Genomic DNA, 19,147 nt, shown 5'->3' with positions numbered 1-19,147 from the left:
ATTTTCATCTACATAACTATTCGGAATATTCAGAATATACTAGCGGTTTTTTTTTGAGTTTGATGATTTTTATCAAATCATGACTTTTTTCCTGAAAAGTCAGTAGATATTCATAGGCAAGTAAGGTTTTATACTTTGCTGACAGGATTCAGGCCTGTCTCAGACTGACATGGATGTAATGAACAAAAGGGAATGGCTATGGAAAATGAGCATCAATACAGTGGTGCCCGGTGTTCAGGGCAAGCCGCATATGTTGCTAAACGTCAGGAGTGCGCAAAATGATGCGCCAATCACTTCAGGCTGTTTTACCTGAAATTTCAGGCAATAAAACGTCATTGCTGCGTAAATCGGTATGCAGCGATCTCCTCACTCTTTTTAATTCTCCTCATTCGGCATTACCGTCATTACTTGTTTCAGGCATGCCAGAGTGGCAAGTGCATAACCAGAGCGACAAACATCTCCAGAGCTGGTATTGCCGTCAGCTGCGTTCTGCACTGTTATTTCATGAGCCACGGATTGCGGCGTTGCAGGTTAATTTTAAAGAAGCGTACTGCCACACTCTGGCGATCAGCCTTGAGATAATGCTGTACCACGACGGTGAACCGCTAACGTTTGATCTGGTCTGGGATAATGGCGGTTGGTGTAGTGCGATGCTGGAGAATGTCAGCTAAGCACAATCTCCAGCTCGCGCAGTTCACGCCAGAAGCGTTCGGCAACTGGATTCATGCGGGTATTCATTCGGTATGCATAGGCCTGAATCGGGATCACCAGTTCGTCCCGATTCAGTACAACGAGCTTCCCGCTGCGAATTTCTTGTTGGATGGCGTACTCCGGCAGCCAGGCAATCCCACAGCCGTCGAGGGCAACCTGCTTTAAAAGCTCGCTCATCGAAGAGACAAAAAAGGTGCTGAAACTTAACTCACTGTGGCGCGTCAGGGTGCGATTAATCAATCGCCCCATGTAGGAGTTGCGGCTGTAATTCAGTAACGGAAAGTGTGGCTGCGCGAGGTTAAAAAGTGCTTCTCCGTGTTCGTCACTGGCGCAGACAGGGAACAATTGAGATTCAAATAAGCGAATGTGGTCAAACGGCGCTTCCAGCAAATCTTCGTCGTGAAAGGAAAAAATACAGTCACTTTGCCCTTCACGCAGTTTATCGACCGCTTCATCGACATCAATAGCTTCAATTGCCCAGGTAAAGAGCGGCGGCATCTGGCTGATAATGGACGGTAACAGTCCGAGGGAAAGAGAGTGTGCAGCGGCTATCTTGATTTTTCGTTGCGCGTAATCGCTGCCGCCACGCAGCTCTGCCAGATTGCTCTCTAACTGTTGCAACAGATGGCGGATCTGCGAATGGAAGATTTTTCCTTGTTCTGAGAGTTGCAGCGGCGTTACCTGGCGGTTAAACAATTCAACACCAATCGCCTGTTCCAGCGCACGGATGCGGCGGCTGAATGCCGGTTGCGAGACGTTGCGACTGACTGCCGCCTGGGAAAAATTGCGGCATTTTTCCAGGGTCAGAAAATCATAAAGCCATTTGGTTTCAATATTATGCAAAATCGCACCACAGTCATCCATTACGTTTTACTCTGTCAGCCGCCCTTGCGGGCATTCTACGTCCATTCGGGCGGCTGACAACCGTTTAAGCCGTTTCAAACGTTCCTTTCACGCAGGCTTTGCCGTCTTTGACCATCAGTTTGCCGCGAGCGTATACCTGCTCAATGCGCAGTTCTGGCGTCATGACCAGCAAGTCAGCATCATTGCCTGGCAGAATTTCGCCTTTCCCGGTCAGGTTAAGGAAACCGGCTACGCTACTGGTGAGCGGGCGCAGGGCATCGCTGATACTGAAATCATAGTCTTTGACCAGCACCTGCACGGTTTCCAGCAACGTTTCAAAACCGGCAACACCGATATGGGTTAAATTCCCTTCGTCATCGAAGAACGGCTGGCTACCGTTGCCGTCGGAGCTGAGGGTGACGCGTGCCAGCGGAATACCCGCCTGAACGGCGCGGGCAATACCTTCGGCAGGGGCGACCGGTTCGTCAATGCTGCTGGTGATATCGATAGTGCCGCCTTTGCGCGCGAACTCCAGCGCCTGCTCAAACAACGGAACGTTGCGGTTAACGTGGGTCGGCAGCAACTTGCTGATCGGCACATCGCAGTTTTCCAGCAGGTCATAGACAGGCTGTAACGCCTTTTTGCTGTCGCCCATGTGGAACACGGTGACGCCAGGTTTACCGCCGAGCAAACCGCCAACGCGGGATTCCGCCGCCATATTAGCCAGGTGATAAACGTCCGGTGCGGCAGAACGGTGATCAGAGATGGCGCATTTCACGCCAATCACACGATCGATAATCGCCACGTCTTTTTCCACGGAACCTGTAATGGTGCGGGAAGGGACATGATAAGCGCCGGTCAGCATCCAGGCGCTGATGCCTTCTTCATTGAGCGCACGGGTCTTGGCGAGCAGGGATTCCGGGTGGCGAGAGATAGAGTCGGTGCCCAGCAGACCAACCACTGACGTGACGCCCGCTTCCGTCAGGCGACTTAGCGCCACTTCTGGCGTGCGCGTCGTGGGACCTGCTTCGCCGCCACCACCAATCAAATGGACGTGTTGATCAATAAAACCAGGACAGAGGATCTGCCCGCTGAGATCGACAACCGTGCAGTCCGGTACAATGTCAGAAGGGATATTGCTGGCAACGGCGATAATTTTGCCGTTAGCGACGAGGACATCGCAAATTCCCCGATCTTCCGGCGCATACAAATGCGCTCCCTGCAGCAGGGTAAAACCGGCTGCGGTATAATCAATCATGGTAACTCCTTGTTAAACAATAAGCTGCATAACCCAGATCGACAGCAATGCGTTAATCACGCAGACCGTAATGATATGCGGGTAATATTTGGCATTCACTTCGGCTGTCCCCAGGCAGCGACCGACATTTTGCACCGGGTTGCCCATTAAATACATCGCGGGCAGTAAAACGGTGACATCGTGACCGGTTAATGCGCCGGCGGTCGCCAGACTGGCGGCAACACCGACTGCGCCGCCCATACTCATTAATGCGGCTAAAAGGACGGTTGCCGCTTCACCGGGTAATCCCCACAGCGCCATTACGGGTTCACAGATATGCCCCACCCAGTCGAGCAGGCCGGTAATTTTCAGCGCCTGAATGATGACAAACGCCATCACCACGTTTGGCAGTAGGTTGGTCGTGGCGATAGTAAAGCCACGGCGCGCGCCATCGATAAACATATCCATGACGTTTTTGCGGACCTGAGTTGTCATGCTTGCGCTCCTTGCGTTGGGTTGCGACGTTCTTCGAAGTTAAGCCAGACGCGCAAAATGTTGGCTCCGACAAATTTAAACACCAGGATGACGGCTAAAGGTACGATTACGGACGTGCCCAGAAAGGCAAACACCGCGACGCCGGAAGAGAAGTAGTTGGTGATGATGGCGCTACCGCTGGTTTGATATGCGGCGAAAATCACTTTATCGCGTTCGGTAATTTCCCCTTCCTGCGCCAGCTCTTTGGTCATACCGGCGGCGGCATCAGTGTTTTGCAGGTTAGCGATCAGCGCCAGCGAGCAGATCCCTGGAATGCCCAACAACGGTTTTAGCACAGGCGTCATTAACTGCTGCGCGGCGCGTAATCCACCAAGACCATCGGTAATTGAAATAATCCCCAGAGAGAGAATGACTGACGGTGCCAGCTCCAGCGCAAAGAGAAAGCCATCTTTAGCCCCCGCGCCACCCGCCCCGCGAAATGAGGTGGTGGCTCCGTTCGCACCAGGCAGTTGCCCAAACGATCCGTTCAGAACGGAAAAATCAAAAACGCGCCACCAGCTGTCTGTTCCGGAAAAAACACCGGAAAAAAAGATTATGGTGAGAAAAAAAGCCAGATACCCTTTAATGCCCACTTTTTCTGTCGCCAGCTCCCCGGCTACAGCATCCCCTTGTTGTGTCATAACAATCCCCATTGTTTTTTTGTGTTTGTGTGTTGCTTGAGCCAGGAAAATTCCTGGAGCGGAAAAACCTTATCAGCCATGTGGGTATGGGGAAAATGCAAGTATGTTTCTGGCTATGCGTTTTTTGCATAGCGGAAAAATTATGCTGTGTGGAAAAGGCTCTGCGCAGGATTGAGTTGCAGAAAATTCATAAACCCAGTGACAATGACATCAGTAAATAAAAACAGAAAATCCAGGGACGAAAACGAGATGGCAAAGTACAACGAAAAAGAGTTGGCGGATACGAGCAAGTTTTTAAGTTTTGTCCTCCGACACAAACCGGAGGCGATTGGTATCGTACTTGACCGTGAAGGATGGGCGGATATCGATAAGCTTATACTCTGTGCCCAAAAAGCGGGCAAGCGGTTAACCCGTGCATTGCTGGATACCGTGGTCGCTACCAGTGATAAAAAGCGTTTTAGTTATTCCAGTGATGGTAGGTGCATCCGCGCGGTTCAGGGGCATTCGACTTCGCAGGTCGCCATTTCCTTTGCCGAAAAAACACCGCCACAGTTTCTCTACCACGGTACGGCAAGCCGTTTCCTTGACGAGATAAAAAAACAGGGGCTGATTGCAGGGGAGCGTCATTACGTACATCTCTCTGCTGATGAAGCAACGGCACGCAAAGTGGGAGCAAGACACGGATCGCCGGTTATCTTAACCGTCAAAGCACAGGAAATGGCGAAACGAGGCATCCCTTTCTGGCAAGCGGAAAACGGGGGCTGGCTGACATCAACGGTTGCTGTTGAGTTTCTTGAGTGGTAAGGGAAACACTCCTCATGAAGTGACCACTTGCAGCTTAAATAATTGTACTGTGCTGATAAGCGCAGCAATAAACAACGCCGCCGCGCCGCAGAGAGTGGCGCCGGCAAGCGCCGATGTTCCATTGCCGAGCATACTGGTCAGCGCCGGGCCGAGGATTTGTCCAATGCCGTAAATGAGCGTCACAAAGCCTAAAAGATTGAGATTTCCCGGAACGCTCAGTTGGCGGGCGATAGTCATCACCAGAGATGTCGTGCCCATAAAGGTACCGCCAAAACCGATACTACTAATGATAAGCAAGAGAGGAGAGTCGCTGGCGAGAGTAAGCAGCACACTGATAGCCTGCACCAGCAAATTCGCCGTCAGGCAAGGCAAAGCCCCCCAACGTTTTGCTGCCCATAGCCAGCCAAAGCAGCCTGGCACAATTGATAAGCCGACTAACGTCCAGAGATGGGCGGTTAACAATGGTGAGCCTGCATCTTTCGCCATGAGCGGCAGGTAAGTCGCGACGATGATATAACCAAATCCCGCAAGGCCGTACAGAATAGCCAGTAACCACCAGCTCATTATCTGTTGCTCCGTTTTTGCCAATGGCATTGGTGCGATGGCGTGTTTTTTCGAGGGCATTAAAAGCGTAAGTGCAATCAGCATCATGCCAGAAAGCGCCCCGGCGCCTTGCCATAACGTTTGCGAGGAGAAGGCAAAATGCAGGCCTGCCAGAACATATTCGTTGCCCAGTGCAATGCCAATGCCAATGCCAACGCCAGAAAACAAAGCTGCCAGCACAAAAGGATGGCGCGTGTGCTGCATAATCAGCGTCGAACCAAAAATCAGCATACCGGCGCTGGCGACACCCGCCAGGAAGCGAATCAATAACACCAGAATAAATGGCGGCAACCATGCCATTGCGAGGATCAACAACCCGCTCGCCAGGGCAGAAACCAACAGAAATGGGCGTAGGCGCGACGGCTGGTGAAATGCGCCAAACGAAAATAGCAGACTGCCAGCCAGATACCCCGCATAGTTGCCGCTGGCAATCCACGAGAGCTGGCTAAATGAAAACGCCCCTTCCGCCATCATGACGGGCAACATAGGCGTATAAAGGAAGCGACCTAATCCCATACCTAGGGTCAGAACCAGCATCCCGAAAAGCGCGGTGCTGAAAGAAAAGCGTTCTACGGGATGCGAGGACGAAGGCATGTTTAACCTTGTATGTCATTTTTGTTGTTAACAAGTTAATAACAAAAAGGTGAAATATGCCAGCCTGTTAATGCGATGATTTAGGGGTAAAGCGATAAAAACGATTTGGTTCGCTAACGATATAAATATTACCAGAGGCATCCATCGCAATCCCTTCGGCCTGTTTGATGTTATGCGACAAACCTCGACTACCTTTGGTTAGTGATATTTCACCGATAACCTCGCCAACCAGGGTTACTTCCTGGAGTGCGCGAGATTCATGAGACAGCACCAGAAGCGTATTTTTTTGCTGGTTAAATTCTGCGCCGGACACATCATCTAAAGTAAATTGCCGTTGTAGTGCCTCGTCTTTGCTGATGTGTAATTCATTGCTACTTAACAGCCCGTTAACTTTGTAGACCTCAATCGGATTTTTCTCTTTAAAAAACCAGAAAGTGTGATCCTGGCGAGAATAAGCCAACCCTTCAAAACCGCAATTGGTTGGGGAGTCTTGCAGCGGGATTTTTATTTTTTTGAGGATTTTTACTTCCGAGTTTGGGGTCAGTGAAATCACATAAATGGCGTAATCGCGCTCATCGCTAATGACAAACTGATTATCGCCAATGTATTCGATCGTCTCGAGATCCTTAACAAAATCCAGAGGAATTGTGCGGATAAAATCACCATTGGTGGTCATTTCAACAATGGCGGCAGGTTTGTTGATAGTGCTAAAAAGAGTATTGCTTTGTGCCGACCAGGTCAGCGAAGAGATATTATTCGTTATGCCTGCAATTTCTTTGCCGTCAATGGTGGCGTGGTAATTCTGAAATGATGCTGCATGATTGCTTTTACGGGCGCAAGATTGCACGAAGAAAGTACACACTGCCACAATGGCAAAAAGAATCACAATAACGGAGATGCGTTTACTTAACGAAATACTTTTTGTCACGGTAATCCCTTTAAGGCAAATCAATAAGATATCGAGAAGTATACGTAGCGACCTTAATGAATCCTTAACGCGGAGAAACCCGGTAATGTGCAATGCAGCGCCAGACACCATCCTGCTGGCAATAAATTGACTCAGTCAGCCCAGGGATCACCCATTGTATTTCCTCGCCGGGGGGACAGGTCAGCCAAATGCATAACCCGCAGCCGCCGCGTAAATCACGGGGAATATCGCTGACGCGAAAAGTCATGCCCGCTGCCTGCAACGCTTTGCGGGTTTGTATGACGCCGACTGTGGAGTGAAATAAAAATAAAAACTCTTTCATCGGCGTGTCCTCACTCGTTGACCAATTACCGCCGCGCCAATTGCGCCAGCAAATTGCGCATCAGGATGGGTATTTACCGGCATTCCCAGATGAGATTCCAGCATCCGGGCAAACGTCTGGCAATGACTAACGCCACCAGTAAACAGAATCGGCGCTTCACAGGAGAGACGAGCAATGAAATTGGCACTCCTCCGCGCCATCGCGTTAATCACTCCGGCGAGAATCGCTTCTGGCGCGACGCCCGCTGAGCGCAGGCTGATCACTTCTGATTCGGCAAACACTGTGCACATACTCGTGATGGCGTGCGGCGTGACATTTTCGGTAATGCTGTCGAGTTGCTCGACGCTGGTGCCAAGCGTGCGCGAGATCACCTCCAGGAAACGCCCGGTGCCCGCCGCGCATTTGTCATTCATCAGGAAATCGCACAGGTTACCGTCATCATCAAGCTGAATCACTTTGCTGTCCTGACCACCGATGTCGATTACCGCGCGCGTTGCTGGCGCAAGAAACCGTGCGCCCAGCCCATGACAGGAGATTTCCGTCACTTGTTTATCGGCAAAATCCACCAGTTGCCGTCCATAGCCGGTGAGCGTCAGAAACGGCGTTGTCTCTAACCCTTCGCGCAGAGTTTCCCAGGCTTCAGTAATTGCTGTTGCCGGACGAAAGGGTGTTGGAACGAGGAAACGGCGCGTAATCACGCCGTCTGCCAGTAAGATCCCTTTGGTGGCGGTAGAACCAGAATCAATGCCAATCGAATATGTCACTGCCACTCCTTACAGCATCTCAATAAAGGCCGCGACACGGGTACTGAGCTGCCCGACATCCGAGGTGGAGTAGTCTGTTTCAATAGCGATATAAGGAATGTTGTGCTGCTGGCGCACATGACGTTTAATCGCCAGCGATTCCACCGCGTAGGTATGGCACGCCTGCAAAATCACATCAACTACGCCATCGACCTGATATTCTTCCACCATCTGGCTGAGCATTTTCAGGCGCTGATCGTTCGGCGAAACACAGGAGCAGCCAATCGCCAGATATTTATCCGCCAGCGCGTCGTAGACATCGCCCGTTTCTGCCACGCATTGCTCGGTCGCTTTCGCCCCGGTGCAGTTTTCATAACCGACAACCCAGCCGCCATTCTCTTCAATCGCGCGCACCACTTTTTCTGCTGCGCCGCCAATCGGGCAGCCGGTGATTAAAATGCGTGGACGCGGGTCCAGTCGCTGGCCTTCTTCCCACTGCTGACGAACGCGGGCGGTCATTGCATCCAGTTCATTGATCAACGCCTCTTTATCGAACCGGAAGGTTGCGCCGTAGACCACTTTCAGAATGTCGCTGCCGCTAAGCGCCGGAGGATTTAACTGCCCAAGATGATAAAAATTGGCCAGTGCGCGACGTTCGCGGTTTTTCAGCGCAATGGCATCGCGCAGAGCATCTTCGCTAATCTCGTGCCCAAAACGTTCTTCTACCGTTTTTTGCAAGCGCAGCATCTCGGCTTTCCATAACGCACGCGAGGCATCGTCCTTAACGCTGTTCGGCAACTGCATCACATGAACGGGCTTAAACTCCGCCATGTATTCATACATTTTCTTTTTGCCGTCGCAGGTGGTTTCACCGACCACCAGATCCGAAAAGTAGAAGTAGGGGCATTTATCGGTTTTGCCGAAGCCGTAGCTGCTTTTAATCAGCGGGCAGAGGTTGCGCGGCAGATCTTTCTCCGCTTCTTCAATGGTTTCATCAGAGGTAGAACAGAGCGAAACCACAACCGCACCGGCTGCCATCGGGATCTCTTGCGGCATAAAGGTGCAGTAAGTGCCAACCAGCGGAATGCCGCGCTCCTTGAGATCCATGACGGTGAGAAAGCCTTTCTGGCGAGCTTCAGAGAACTGATCGAAAATGGCGGGTAGATCGGTGATAAGTGACATGATTTTCCTTCCCCGTACCACGGGAGATAATGAAAAGAGGCCACATTATTACCATTCTTTTAGTGTGGTTTATTTGATCTCTCTCGCGGTTAGCCACTTAGTTTTTCATGGATTTCTAAAAATTGCTGAGGGGGAACAAGGCCGGGAGCTGCGACAACAAATATAAAATTAGCCCAATACAACCGCCAACCAGCGTACCGTTGACACGGATAAACTGCAGATCTTTGCCGATATTTAACTCGATTTGCCGCGACATATCCCGAGCATCCCAGCTTTTTACTGTATCGCTGATGTGGCGCGTCAGGAATGCGGAAAACTCAGGCGCGACGCGGTGCGCGGCTTGTTCCAGGTGACCATTTAACGACGCCCGCAAGGCATCATCGGCAATTAACGTTTCGCCAAACCATTGACCCGCCCGCGCGATACGTTCTTTCACACGAGAATCTTCACTGTTGATATCCGCTTTCAGCCACTCCCGTAAATCCCCCCACAATTCACTGAGATAGCGGTTAAAAGCTTCATCTTCTTTCAGATAACTTTTTACGGCATCGGCTCGCGCTGCCATTTCCGGATCGTTTTTCAACTTGTCGATCAGGGCAAAAGTGGCGCGATCAAACGCATGACGGATCTGATGCGCACGATCACGGCTGATATCATCAAGCAAAGAATTCACCGCGTCAGAAACCAACTCCGCGCTATGTTCGCCCAACCATTCGGTGGGGAGAATTTTGGCTTTCAGTGGATGCTCACTCTCCAGCCAGCGAACAATTTGCTGGGCAATAAACTTGCGCGATTTATCGCGCTGGAGAAGGGCGATCAACTGTGCGATCAGCGTATCGAGCAGCACCTGATGACGATCGTTTTTGGTCATACTCTCCAGCATCAACGCACTGGTTCCGGAAAGATCGACCTTATCAATCGCCCGATGGACCGCGCGCTTAAGCAGGCGCTGAATACGCGCATCATCGGTCAGTTTAAGAAAACCGCTCATGATCTGCAACAGATGCTGACCAACGCGGCGGGCGTTCTCCGGCTGACTAAACCAGTTGCCAATCAACAACGCCGGTTCGTGACGTCGAATCAATGCCACCAGCGACTGGGTATCGAGAAATTTTTCCTGCACGAACTGACCGAGATTTTCGCCAATCCGGTCTTTATTACGCGGGATAATCGCCGTATGACGAGAAATGATCGGAATCGGCACGCGGCGAAACAGCGCCACCACCGCAAACCAGTCCGCCAGCGCGCCGACCATCGCCGCTTCAGCAATCGCCTTCACGCCGCTCACCCAAAAATTGGGCGGCAAAAACAGCGTAACGACAAAGGTAGCAGCGGCGATAAGCAGTAAAGAGAGCGCCAACATTTTGGCGCGTCTGAGTTCAATGAGTTTATTCATAACGTTAAGAATAGAGCCTGACGGCAGGATCGCGCAAAAATCACCGCTCCTCCGCCAGCTCGGCAGCCTGATGTTGGCGCACGCGATTGAGCAATCCTGCCAGGGTGAAAACGACGATAACGCCCGCCACGACGGCTAACAGATGAAACGGCAAGCGACCGCCGTTAAACCACAGCCAGCGGCCGATTTCGACCGAGACAGACATCACCATCAGGATCACCATATTCAGCGATGCGGAGACGGTCCCTTTCGGTAAGTTATTGGAAAACAGCGTAAAGCGGAATAAGGTCGGGAAAATCAAACCAATCCCGAAAGCATACAGACTGGTGCCCAGCACCGACCACAGCCAGACGTGCGGTGACAGCAGATTGCCGATAATCAACAGTGCGAGGCCAACCAGTTGAAGGGGTACGGCACGCCAGATAAAGCGCGGTTCGGTCGGATCTTTAACGAAACGCGCCACGATGGCATTCGCGACAATCACCGCGCCGAACACCGGAACCTGTGTCCAGGCGAACTGCGAGGTCGTTAAGCCGCCTGCGTCGATCAGGATCACCGGCGAGACAGCCACCCAACTCATCATTGGGATATAGCTTAAAGAGATGGTTGCTGCGCCAAAGAGGAACAGCCGATTGCAAAAGACATTACGAAAATCGCGCAAGACGCTTTTGGCGCTAAATGGAACCGCGCCGCGCTTCACCGTCTCTGGCATCGCCAGCAGTAAGCCAACAAATGAGATAAAACCCATAACCGCAATGATGGCAAAAAGGACTTTCCAGTGCACAAAGTGCATCAGAGCTGCGCCGGAAAGCGGGCCAATAATCGGCGCAATCAGTACGATGGAGGTGATAATCGCCATCAACTTGATCCCTTTTGTCTGTCCGAACGCCTCCTGCACCGTGACATAACCAACGGTGGCAATAAAACAGATACTTGTGCCCTGAATTGCACGCGCGATAAGAAATTGTGTCATTGACGTGGTGAACATTGTCGCGGCGCAGGCAAGGGTAAAAATTAACGCCCCGGTAATCAGCACCGGCCTGCGGCCAATTCTGTCGGAAAGCGGCCCCAGCAGCCACTGTAACGCCATACCGCCAGCAAGATAGAGACTGACGGCAGCAGGGGCCAGACTGACATCGGCATTAAAATCACGGACCACATTAATGATCCCTGGCTGGATCAGGTCCGTCGACAGATACGCAGCAAAGTCATACAAAATCAACGCCATCGGGAAAAACAGCGTGGCGGCATGGCGGGCAAAAAAACGTGGCATAACAAACAACTCCTTGTCCGGAGAACCCCAATGGGGAAAACGAAATTCAATACCGTCGGTAATGACTAAAGGCAGGCGAGAAGGACAAATGTACTGAATTTCATGTAATCAACCACACTGCCTGTGAACACACAGACAGAGAAATACCTTCTGACTCCAGGTCAGAATGTATAACGATTACAAATAGTCATCAGCACATTACCCCTCTTGAATTGATGGGTTGCATAGAAAATATACACCTTAAGTGTAATTAAAATTTGCGGTTAATCAAAAGAGTGCGGTGGAAAGGGGAATATCTGCCGGGTACAGGAAATGTAAAACGCGAGCCTGTTTCCGGACAAATTTATCGTTTGCAGAGGAACAAAAATAGCCTGGAAAGCGCCTCGGGGAACGAGAAATTGCCGGGTGAGAATGGTTTTGTTAGTCGCTACAGTCGGGCCATCTTATCTACAGGTGACGGATCGCCATGACAAACTTCACAACCAGCACGCCGCATGACGCATTATTTAAATCCTTTCTCACGCACCCTGACACCGCGCGGGATTTTATGGAGATCCACTTACCCAAAGATTTACGTGAACTGTGCGATCTCGACAGCTTAAAACTGGAATCCGCCAGCTTCGTCGATGAAAAATTGCGGGCGCTACACTCCGATATTCTGTGGTCGGTAAAGACCCGTGAAGGTGATGGTTATATTTACGTAGTGATTGAACATCAGAGCCGCGAGGATATCCATATGGCCTTTCGCCTGATGCGATATTCCATGGCGGTGATGCAGCGCCATATCGAGCATGATAAACGCCGGCCGCTACCGCTGGTCATCCCGATGCTGTTTTATCACGGTAGCCGTAGTCCTTATCCCTGGTCCCTGTGCTGGCTGGACGAATTTGCTGACCCGACCACCGCACGGAAGCTTTATACCGCAGCGTTCCCGCTGGTGGATGTCACTGTCGTGCCAGACGACGAGATTGTGCAGCACCGCAGAGTCGCCCTGTTGGAGTTGATCCAAAAGCATATTCGCCAGCGCGATCTGATGGGGCTTATCGATCAACTGGTAATATTACTGGTTACAGAGTGTGCTAATGACAGCCAGATAACTGCGCTGTTAAATTACATTTTACTGACTGGCGATGAAGCGCGTTTTAAGAAGTTTATCAGCGAACTTACCCGTCGAATGCCACAACACAGGGAGCGAATAATGACGATTGCAGAGCGAATTTATAATGATGGATGGCTGTTGGGGATGGAAAAGGGGAAAGAAGAAGGGGAACAACGCCTCCTTAGATTGTTGTTGCAGAATGGGGCAGATCCTGAATGGATACAAAAGATTACCGGACTTTCGACAGAGCAAATGCAGGCATTAGAGCAGCCCTTGCCTGAAATCAAGCGCGATCCATGGATCGAATACTAATCAGAGACGGATGACAAACGCAAAGCTGCCTGATGCGCTACGCTTATCAGACCTACATTTCCTCTGCAATCTATTGAATTTGCGCGGTTTGTAGGCCGGATAAGGCGTTCACGCCGCATCCGGTATGAACGAAGCACACTTTGCCTAAGCCATGCTGGAACGTGGCGATGACCCTGCAAAGATACAACGAGTTACAGGCGATTCGTGAGAGGAAATCAGGTGCTTCGCCACTAATTCGAATTTATTCCATTGCCCGATACACGGCCTCGCCAATTTGCTTTAGTGCTTCGCGATAGGTTTCGCTGAGCGGCAAAGCGCAGTTGATGCGTAGACAATTACGGTATTTGCCGGAAGCCGAGAAAATCGAGCCTGCTGCCACCTGGATATTCATGCGGCACAGCTGCCGCGCAACGCAGACCATATCGACCTGTTCAGGCAATTCTATCCACAGTAAAAATCCGCCTTTCGGGCGCGTAATACAGATTTCGCAGGGAAAATATTCCCGTATCCAGCAGGTATAAAGCGCCAAATTGCGCTGATAGTTCTGCCGCATCCGCCTGATATGGCGATGATAGTGACCTTCCAGCACAAACGTTGCCGCCGCCATTTGCGTGGACGGTACATTAAAGCTGCTGGTGGCATATTTCATATGCAGCAGTTTATCGTGATATCGCCCCGGTGCGACCCAGCCCACGCGCAGGCCAGGTGCAATGCTTTTACTGAACGAGCTGCACAACAGCACTCGCCCGTCGATATCCCAGGAATGAATGGTCCGCGGGCGCGGATACTCCGTTGCCAGTTCGCCGTAGACATCATCTTCAAAAATCACAATATCATGACGCTGAGCGAGAGAGAGAACGGCCCGTTTGCGCGCGTCCGGCATAATAAATCCCAGCGGATTATTACAGTTTGGCACCAGAATGATGCCTTTAATCGGCCACTGTTCCAGCGCCAGTTCCAGCGCTTCAACGCTGATGCCTGTTTCTGGATCGGTTGGGATTTCAATCACTTTCACGCCCATGCCTCGCAGCATCTGCATCGAACCGTAATAACAGGGAGATTCGACCGCGACAATATCGCCCGGTTTACACACCGCCATTAACGCCAGCGACATCGAGTTATGGCAGCCGCTGGTGATGATGATGTCATCGGCGGTGACCACCGAGCCGCTGTCGAGCATCAGGCGGGCAATCTGCTCCCGCAACACTCGCTGACCGGCTAACAAGTCATAACCGAGAACGGTTTGCAGATTATGCTGCACCACCCGGCTTAGCTCACGCCACAGCGGTTTCAGGCTGGGCGTTTCGACATCCGGCGTGCTTTTGCTTAACGGAACAATGGAATTGTCGCTATGCGCCTCCAGCATATCCAGCACCTGATCCCACTGGGTAATTTCCACCGGGCGCTGCACCGGACGCGTCATCGGCGGTACAGGCGGCTGGGCTTTACGTTGTGCGACAAAATAACCCGAACGCGGCTGCGGAGTGATGAGCGTCATCGTCTCCAGCGTCTGGTACGCCTGCTGCACGGTGCTGATGCTGACGCCGTGCTCCTGACTTAAGCTGCGCACCGACGGCAATTTCTCCCCGTGACGATACAGCCCTTGCTCAATCCGCTCGGCAAGCAGAGTTGCCAGATGTTGATAACGCGTCATGCTGTATTCCTTATTGGGCCCATACAGAAAGAAAAACCGGTACAGATGAGGCTAAAAAACCGGATGCAGATGCTGTTTTAACCTGTCTGTATGTTAAATAAAACTAATATTTGCATCTGTATTGTGAACTGCCAGAAGGCGGATGATGAAGCCTCTGAAAGATGAGGAGGCAGCAGATGGAATTTCACGAAAACAAAGCCAAAACGCCGTTTATCAGACTTGTGCAACTCTGGCATGCGGTGAGGCGTTGGGGGCGGCAAATGCAGACCCGACGAGTGTTACAGCAGATGAGTGATGAACGGTTGAGGGATATTGGGTTACGCAGGGAGGATGTGGAGTGAACTATGGGCGGCGTGTTGGCAAATGCTGCCTGTCTGCTTTCAAAATTGCTACAAAATCCAACCATAAAAGTCGTTTACAACATATTTTTCTGATTTACATACAGATAATGACCTGAGCTGTCTCTCTGGGGGTCATCATCTATGCGTCCGGGGGATCTGTCACAAAAAGGAATAGAACAAAATCATCAGCGGTGAATAAAGCGATTCGTTTTAGATCACATTAATGAAATTTTTGTATCAAAAATTAGTTATCGCGCTCACAGTTCATAATGAAACAATTCTCTGCAAATAGATAACCGAAGCTTCGTTGCTAGTATCAATTCGCTAATTATACACCTGCCAGAGGATACAATGAAAAATAGAAATCGTATGATCGTGAACTGTGTTACTGCTTCCCTGATGTATTATTGGAGCTTACCTGCACTGGCTGAGCAGTCGTCAAGTGAGATAAAGATTGTTCGCGATGAATACGGCATGCCGCATATTTATGCCAATGATACATGGCACCTATTTTATGGCTATGGCTATGTAGTAGCACAAGATCGCCTTTTTCAGATGGAAATGGCACGTCGCAGTACTCAAGGGACTGTCGCGGAAGTGCTTGGCAAAGATTTTGTGAAATTTGATAAAGATATCCGTCGTAACTACTGGCCGGATGCTATCCGGGCGCAAATTGCTGCCCTTTCCCCAGAGGATATGTCCATTCTGCAAGGCTACGCTGATGGAATGAATGCCTGGATTGATAAGGTAAATACCAATCCAGAGACGCTCTTACCAAAACAGTTTAATACATTTGGCTTTACTCCTAAGCGCTGGGAACCGTTTGATGTCGCGATGATATTTGTGGGCACCATGGCAAACCGCTTCTCTGATAGCACTAGCGAAATTGATAATCTGGCACTGCTAACGGCTTTAAAAGATAAATATGGTGTATCACAAGGCATGGCGGTATTTAATCAGTTGAAATGGCTGGTAAACCCATCAGCGCCAACCACTATTGCCGTACAAGAGAGTAACTACCCACTTAAATTTAATCAGCAAAACTCGCAAACAGCAGCTCTGTTGCCACGCTACGATTTACCTGCACCAATGCTTGACCGACCAGCAAAAGGGGCGGATGGCGCACTGCTGGCGTTAACAGCAGGGAAGAACCGGGAAACTATTGCTGCACAATTTGCACAGGGTGGTGCCAATGGTCTGGCGGGGTATCCAACGACCAGCAATATGTGGGTGATCGGCAAAAGCAAAGCCCAGGATGCGAAAGCAATCATGGTAAATGGTCCGCAGTTTGGCTGGTATGCGCCTGCGTATACTTATGGTATTGGTCTGCACGGTGCTGGTTATGATGTCACTGGCAATACACCATTTGCCTATCCTGGGCTGGTTTTTGGTCATAATGGTGTGATTTCCTGGGGATCAACGGCAGGTTTCGGCGATGATGTCGATATTTTTGCTGAACGGCTGTCGGCAGAGAAACCAGGCTACTACTTGCATAATGGTAAGTGGGTGAAAATGTTAAGCCGTGAGGAAACCATTACGGTGAAAAATGGTCAGGCAGAGACCTTTACTGTCTGGCGTACGGTGCATGGCAACATTCTCCAAACTGACCAGACGACACAAACGGCTTACGCTAAATCCCGCGCATGGGATGGTAAAGAGGTGGCGTCTTTGCTGGCCTGGACTCATCAGATGAAGGCCAAAAATTGGCAGGAGTGGACACAGCAGGCAGCGAAACAAGCACTGACCATCAACTGGTACTATGCTGATGTAAACGGCAATATTGGTTATGTTCATACTGGTGCTTATCCAGATCGTCAATCAGGCCATGATCCGCGATTACCCGTTCCTGGTACGGGAAAATGGGACTGGAAAGGGCTATTGCCTTTTGAAATGAACCCTAAGGTGTATAACCCCCTGTCGGGATATATTGCTAACTGGAACAATTCTCCCCAAAAAGATTATCCCGCTTCGGATCTGTTTGCCTTTTTGTGGGGGGGGGGCAGATCGCGTTACGGAGATCGACCGACTGCTTGAGCAAAAGCCACGCTTAACTGCTGATCAGGCATGGGATGTTATTCGCCAAACCAGTCGTAAGGATCTTAACCTGAGGCTTTTTTTACCTACTCTGCAAGCAGCGACATCTGGTTTGACACAGAGCGATCCGCGTCGTCAGTTGGTGGATACATTAACACGTTGGGATGGCATCAATTTGCTTAATTATGATGGTAAAACCTGGCAGCAGCCAGGCTCTGCCATCCTGAACGTTTGGCTGACCAGTATGTTGAAGCGTACCGTAGTGGCTGCCGTACCTATGCCATTTGATAAGTGGTACAGCGCCAGTGGCTACGAAACAACCCAGGACGGCCCAACTGGTTCGCTGAATATAAGTGTTGGAGCAAAAATTTTGTATGAGGCGGTGCAGGGAGACAAATCACCAATCCCACAGGCGGTTGATCTGTTTGCTGGGAAACCACAGCAGGAGGTTGTGTTGGCTGCGCTGGAAGATACCTGGGAGACTCTTTCCAAACGCTATGGCAATAATGTGAGTAACTGGAAAACACCTGCAATGGCCTTAACGTTCCGGGCAAATAATTTCTTTGGTGTACCGCAGGCCGCAGTGGAAGAAACGCGTCATCAGGCGGAGTATCAAAACCGTGGAACAGAAAACGATATGATTGTTTTCTCACCAACGACAAGCGATCGTCCGGTGCTTGCCTGGGATGTGGTCGCACCCGGTCAGAGTGGGTTTATTGCTCCCGATGGAACAGTTGATAAGCACTATGAAGATCAGCTGAAAATGTACGAAAATTTTGGTCGTAAGTCGCTCTGGTTAACGAAGCAGGATGTGGAGGCGCATAAGGAGTCGCAGGAAGTGTTGCACGTTCAGAGATAATTAAGCCCGAATGCCCTCATATTCTGGAGGAATATGAGGGTGATAAAGTCTCAGGTATTGTGATGTTGGAGGGCTGGTTACTTTTTGAGTCCCGCAAACGCTGACCGAATCTCATCCTCCGGCAACTGAATCCCGATAAACACCATCGTGCTATGCGGTTTTTCATCGCCCCACGGGCGGTCCCAGTCGGCGCTGTAGAGGCGCTGGACGCCCTGGAACAGCAGGCGGTTAGGTTCGCCGTCAATCCACAGCATCCCTTTGTAACGCAGCAGTTTATCCGCCGATTCCAGCAGCAGGTTTTCCATCACCCGGGAAACTTCGCTGATATCTACCGGGTAATCCAGTTCCACCACAATCGACGAAATATCGTTTTGTTTGTCCGCGATAAAATGGAAACGCGGTTTGGTGCTGACGACGTTTTCTTCCAGCATAAAACCGTTGGTGTTGAACAGCAGACCCAGGTCGATGTCGCCGTGGGTGACGGTGTAGACCGGTGCGCGGGCGTTGATGCGCGCCAGACGTTCACGCAGTTTTTCTGCTTCGCCTGCGACGTCGGTTTTAGTCAGCAGAATACGGTCGGCATAGCCAACCTGGGATTGGGCGATGGTGAACTGGTTCATCTGCTCATCGGCATGTACCGCATCCACCAGCGCAATCACGCCGTCCAGCAGGTAACGCTGGCATAAAATCTCATGGGAGAAAAAGGTCTGAATAATCGGGCCGGGATCGGCCATGCCGGTGCATTCAATGACCAGACGATCGAACTGAATATTGCCCTTGTCGAGATTATCCAGCAGGTCGAGTAGTGCGTCTTCCAGCTCGTTGGAGCGCGAACAGCAGATGCAGCCGTTGGTCAGCGTTTTGATCTGCGTGGCGCGGTCGCCAATCAGTTGATCATCAACGGAGACTTCGCCGAATTCGTTTTCAATCACGGCAATCTTGTAGCCGTGTTGTTCGTTAAGAATATGGCGCAGCAGGGTGGTTTTGCCCGCGCCTAAAAAACCGGTGAGTAGGGTAACTGCAATCGGGTTCATGCT

At 50.8% G+C, this 19,147-nt stretch carries 18 protein-coding genes and 2 pseudogenes; 7 read left to right on the top strand and 13 right to left on the bottom strand.

Features of this window, described 5'->3' with window-relative positions; translation table 11 throughout:
• The 3 genes and pseudogenes from ytiD to iraD form a co-directional block, all read left to right on the top strand.
• Positions 1–83 (top strand): annotated as a pseudogene (gene ytiD / locus E0D98_RS28410) (protein YtiD); the annotation flags it as partial.
• A gap of 115 nt (positions 84–198) precedes the next feature.
• Positions 199–282, top strand: coding sequence for an iraD leader peptide IdlP (gene idlP / locus E0D98_RS07405; RefSeq protein ID WP_120795393.1), 84 nt, complete (start codon positions 199–201; stop codon positions 280–282).
• Complete coding sequence (iraD, locus tag E0D98_RS07400) at positions 279–671, top strand: anti-adapter protein IraD (protein WP_000986208.1); 393 nt, start codon at positions 279–281, stop codon at positions 669–671. Before idlP ends, iraD begins: the two co-directional genes overlap by 4 nt.
• On the opposite strand, the gene hypT is transcribed toward iraD, so the two are convergent.
• The 4 genes from hypT to E0D98_RS07380 all read right to left on the bottom strand — a co-directional run bounded on the left by hypT (position 664) and on the right by E0D98_RS07380 (position 3,966).
• Positions 664–1,575: a hypochlorite stress DNA-binding transcriptional regulator HypT gene (gene hypT, locus E0D98_RS07395; protein WP_000340740.1), complete on the bottom strand. Its 912-nt coding sequence runs from the start codon at positions 1,573–1,575 to the stop codon at positions 664–666. The two genes, iraD and hypT, sit on opposite strands and share 8 nt — an antisense overlap.
• A 64-nt stretch (positions 1,576–1,639) precedes the next feature.
• Complete coding sequence (gene iadA, locus E0D98_RS07390) at positions 1,640–2,812, bottom strand: beta-aspartyl-peptidase (RefSeq protein WP_000568417.1); 1,173 nt, start codon at positions 2,810–2,812, stop codon at positions 1,640–1,642.
• Between the two features lie 12 nt (positions 2,813–2,824).
• A complete protein-coding gene (locus E0D98_RS07385) occupies positions 2,825–3,286 on the bottom strand; it encodes a YjiG family protein (protein WP_000211971.1) in 462 nt (153 codons plus the stop codon).
• Positions 3,283–3,966, bottom strand: a complete 684-nt coding sequence (locus E0D98_RS07380; protein ID WP_001295597.1) for a nucleoside recognition domain-containing protein — start codon at positions 3,964–3,966, stop codon at positions 3,283–3,285. The genes E0D98_RS07385 and E0D98_RS07380 overlap by 4 nt, the downstream gene beginning before the upstream one ends.
• 249 nt (positions 3,967–4,215) lie before the next feature.
• Between E0D98_RS07380 and kptA the strand changes: the two genes are divergently transcribed.
• The gene (gene kptA / locus E0D98_RS07375) at positions 4,216–4,770 is read left to right on the top strand and encodes an RNA 2'-phosphotransferase (protein WP_001151853.1); all 555 of its coding nucleotides are present in this window, start codon (positions 4,216–4,218) and stop codon (positions 4,768–4,770) included.
• Positions 4,771–4,782: 12 nt separating this feature from the next.
• Here kptA and E0D98_RS07370 read toward each other — a convergent pair whose 3' ends face one another.
• The 7 genes from E0D98_RS07370 to mdtM form a co-directional block, all read right to left on the bottom strand.
• Entirely contained in the window at positions 4,783–5,967 is a 1,185-nt protein-coding gene (locus E0D98_RS07370; RefSeq protein WP_131890568.1) for an MFS transporter, read from the bottom strand.
• Between the two features lie 67 nt (positions 5,968–6,034).
• A complete protein-coding gene (locus E0D98_RS07365; protein WP_001298932.1) occupies positions 6,035–6,895 on the bottom strand; it encodes a YjiK family protein in 861 nt (286 codons plus the stop codon).
• A 64-nt stretch (positions 6,896–6,959) separates the two neighbouring features.
• A complete protein-coding gene (locus E0D98_RS07360) occupies positions 6,960–7,217 on the bottom strand; it encodes a DUF3343 domain-containing protein (RefSeq protein WP_000657676.1) in 258 nt (85 codons plus the stop codon).
• Positions 7,214–7,981 carry a putative 2-hydroxyacyl-CoA dehydratase activator YjiL gene (gene yjiL / locus E0D98_RS07355; protein ID WP_000222495.1) on the bottom strand — a complete coding sequence of 256 codons (768 nt, stop codon included), beginning with the start codon at positions 7,979–7,981 and terminating at the stop codon, positions 7,214–7,216. Before yjiL ends, E0D98_RS07360 begins: the two co-directional genes overlap by 4 nt.
• A gap of 9 nt (positions 7,982–7,990) precedes the next feature.
• Positions 7,991–9,142, bottom strand: coding sequence for a double-cubane-cluster-containing anaerobic reductase (locus E0D98_RS07350; RefSeq protein WP_001326264.1), 1,152 nt, complete (start codon positions 9,140–9,142; stop codon positions 7,991–7,993).
• 115 nt (positions 9,143–9,257) lie between these two features.
• Entirely contained in the window at positions 9,258–10,538 is a 1,281-nt protein-coding gene (locus E0D98_RS07345) for a DUF445 domain-containing protein (RefSeq protein WP_050877258.1), read from the bottom strand.
• A 40-nt stretch (positions 10,539–10,578) separates the two neighbouring features.
• Positions 10,579–11,811: a multidrug efflux MFS transporter MdtM gene (gene mdtM / locus E0D98_RS07340; protein WP_001137019.1), complete on the bottom strand. Its 1,233-nt coding sequence runs from the start codon at positions 11,809–11,811 to the stop codon at positions 10,579–10,581.
• Positions 11,812–12,277: 466 nt separating this feature from the next.
• On the opposite strand from mdtM, the gene E0D98_RS07330 reads away from it, so the two are divergent.
• Positions 12,278–13,222: an Rpn family recombination-promoting nuclease/putative transposase gene (locus E0D98_RS07330; protein WP_000181170.1), complete on the top strand. Its 945-nt coding sequence runs from the start codon at positions 12,278–12,280 to the stop codon at positions 13,220–13,222.
• A gap of 241 nt (positions 13,223–13,463) precedes the next feature.
• On the opposite strand, the gene E0D98_RS07325 is transcribed toward E0D98_RS07330, so the two are convergent.
• Positions 13,464–14,876 carry a PLP-dependent aminotransferase family protein gene (locus tag E0D98_RS07325; protein ID WP_000199349.1) on the bottom strand — a complete coding sequence of 471 codons (1,413 nt, stop codon included), beginning with the start codon at positions 14,874–14,876 and terminating at the stop codon, positions 13,464–13,466.
• A 142-nt stretch (positions 14,877–15,018) separates the two neighbouring features.
• Between E0D98_RS07325 and E0D98_RS07320 the strand changes: the two genes are divergently transcribed.
• Positions 15,019–15,171: a cytoplasmic protein gene (locus E0D98_RS07320; RefSeq protein WP_240723731.1), complete on the top strand. Its 153-nt coding sequence runs from the start codon at positions 15,019–15,021 to the stop codon at positions 15,169–15,171.
• Positions 15,172–15,568: 397 nt separating this feature from the next.
• Positions 15,569–18,110, top strand: a pseudogene (locus E0D98_RS07315) (penicillin G acylase).
• A 77-nt stretch (positions 18,111–18,187) separates the two neighbouring features.
• On the opposite strand, the gene yjiA reads toward E0D98_RS07315, so the two are convergent.
• A complete protein-coding gene (gene yjiA / locus E0D98_RS07310) occupies positions 18,188–19,144 on the bottom strand; it encodes a GTPase (protein ID WP_001376126.1) in 957 nt (318 codons plus the stop codon).
• Positions 19,145–19,147: the final 3 nt, after the last annotated feature.

The organism is Escherichia sp. KCJ4928 (genome assembly GCF_004352695.1).
GTDB lineage: Bacteria > Pseudomonadota > Gammaproteobacteria > Enterobacterales > Enterobacteriaceae > ECMA0423.
The sequence above is the reverse complement of the archived record's forward strand: the minus strand, read 5'-3'. Positions and strand labels throughout refer to the sequence as shown.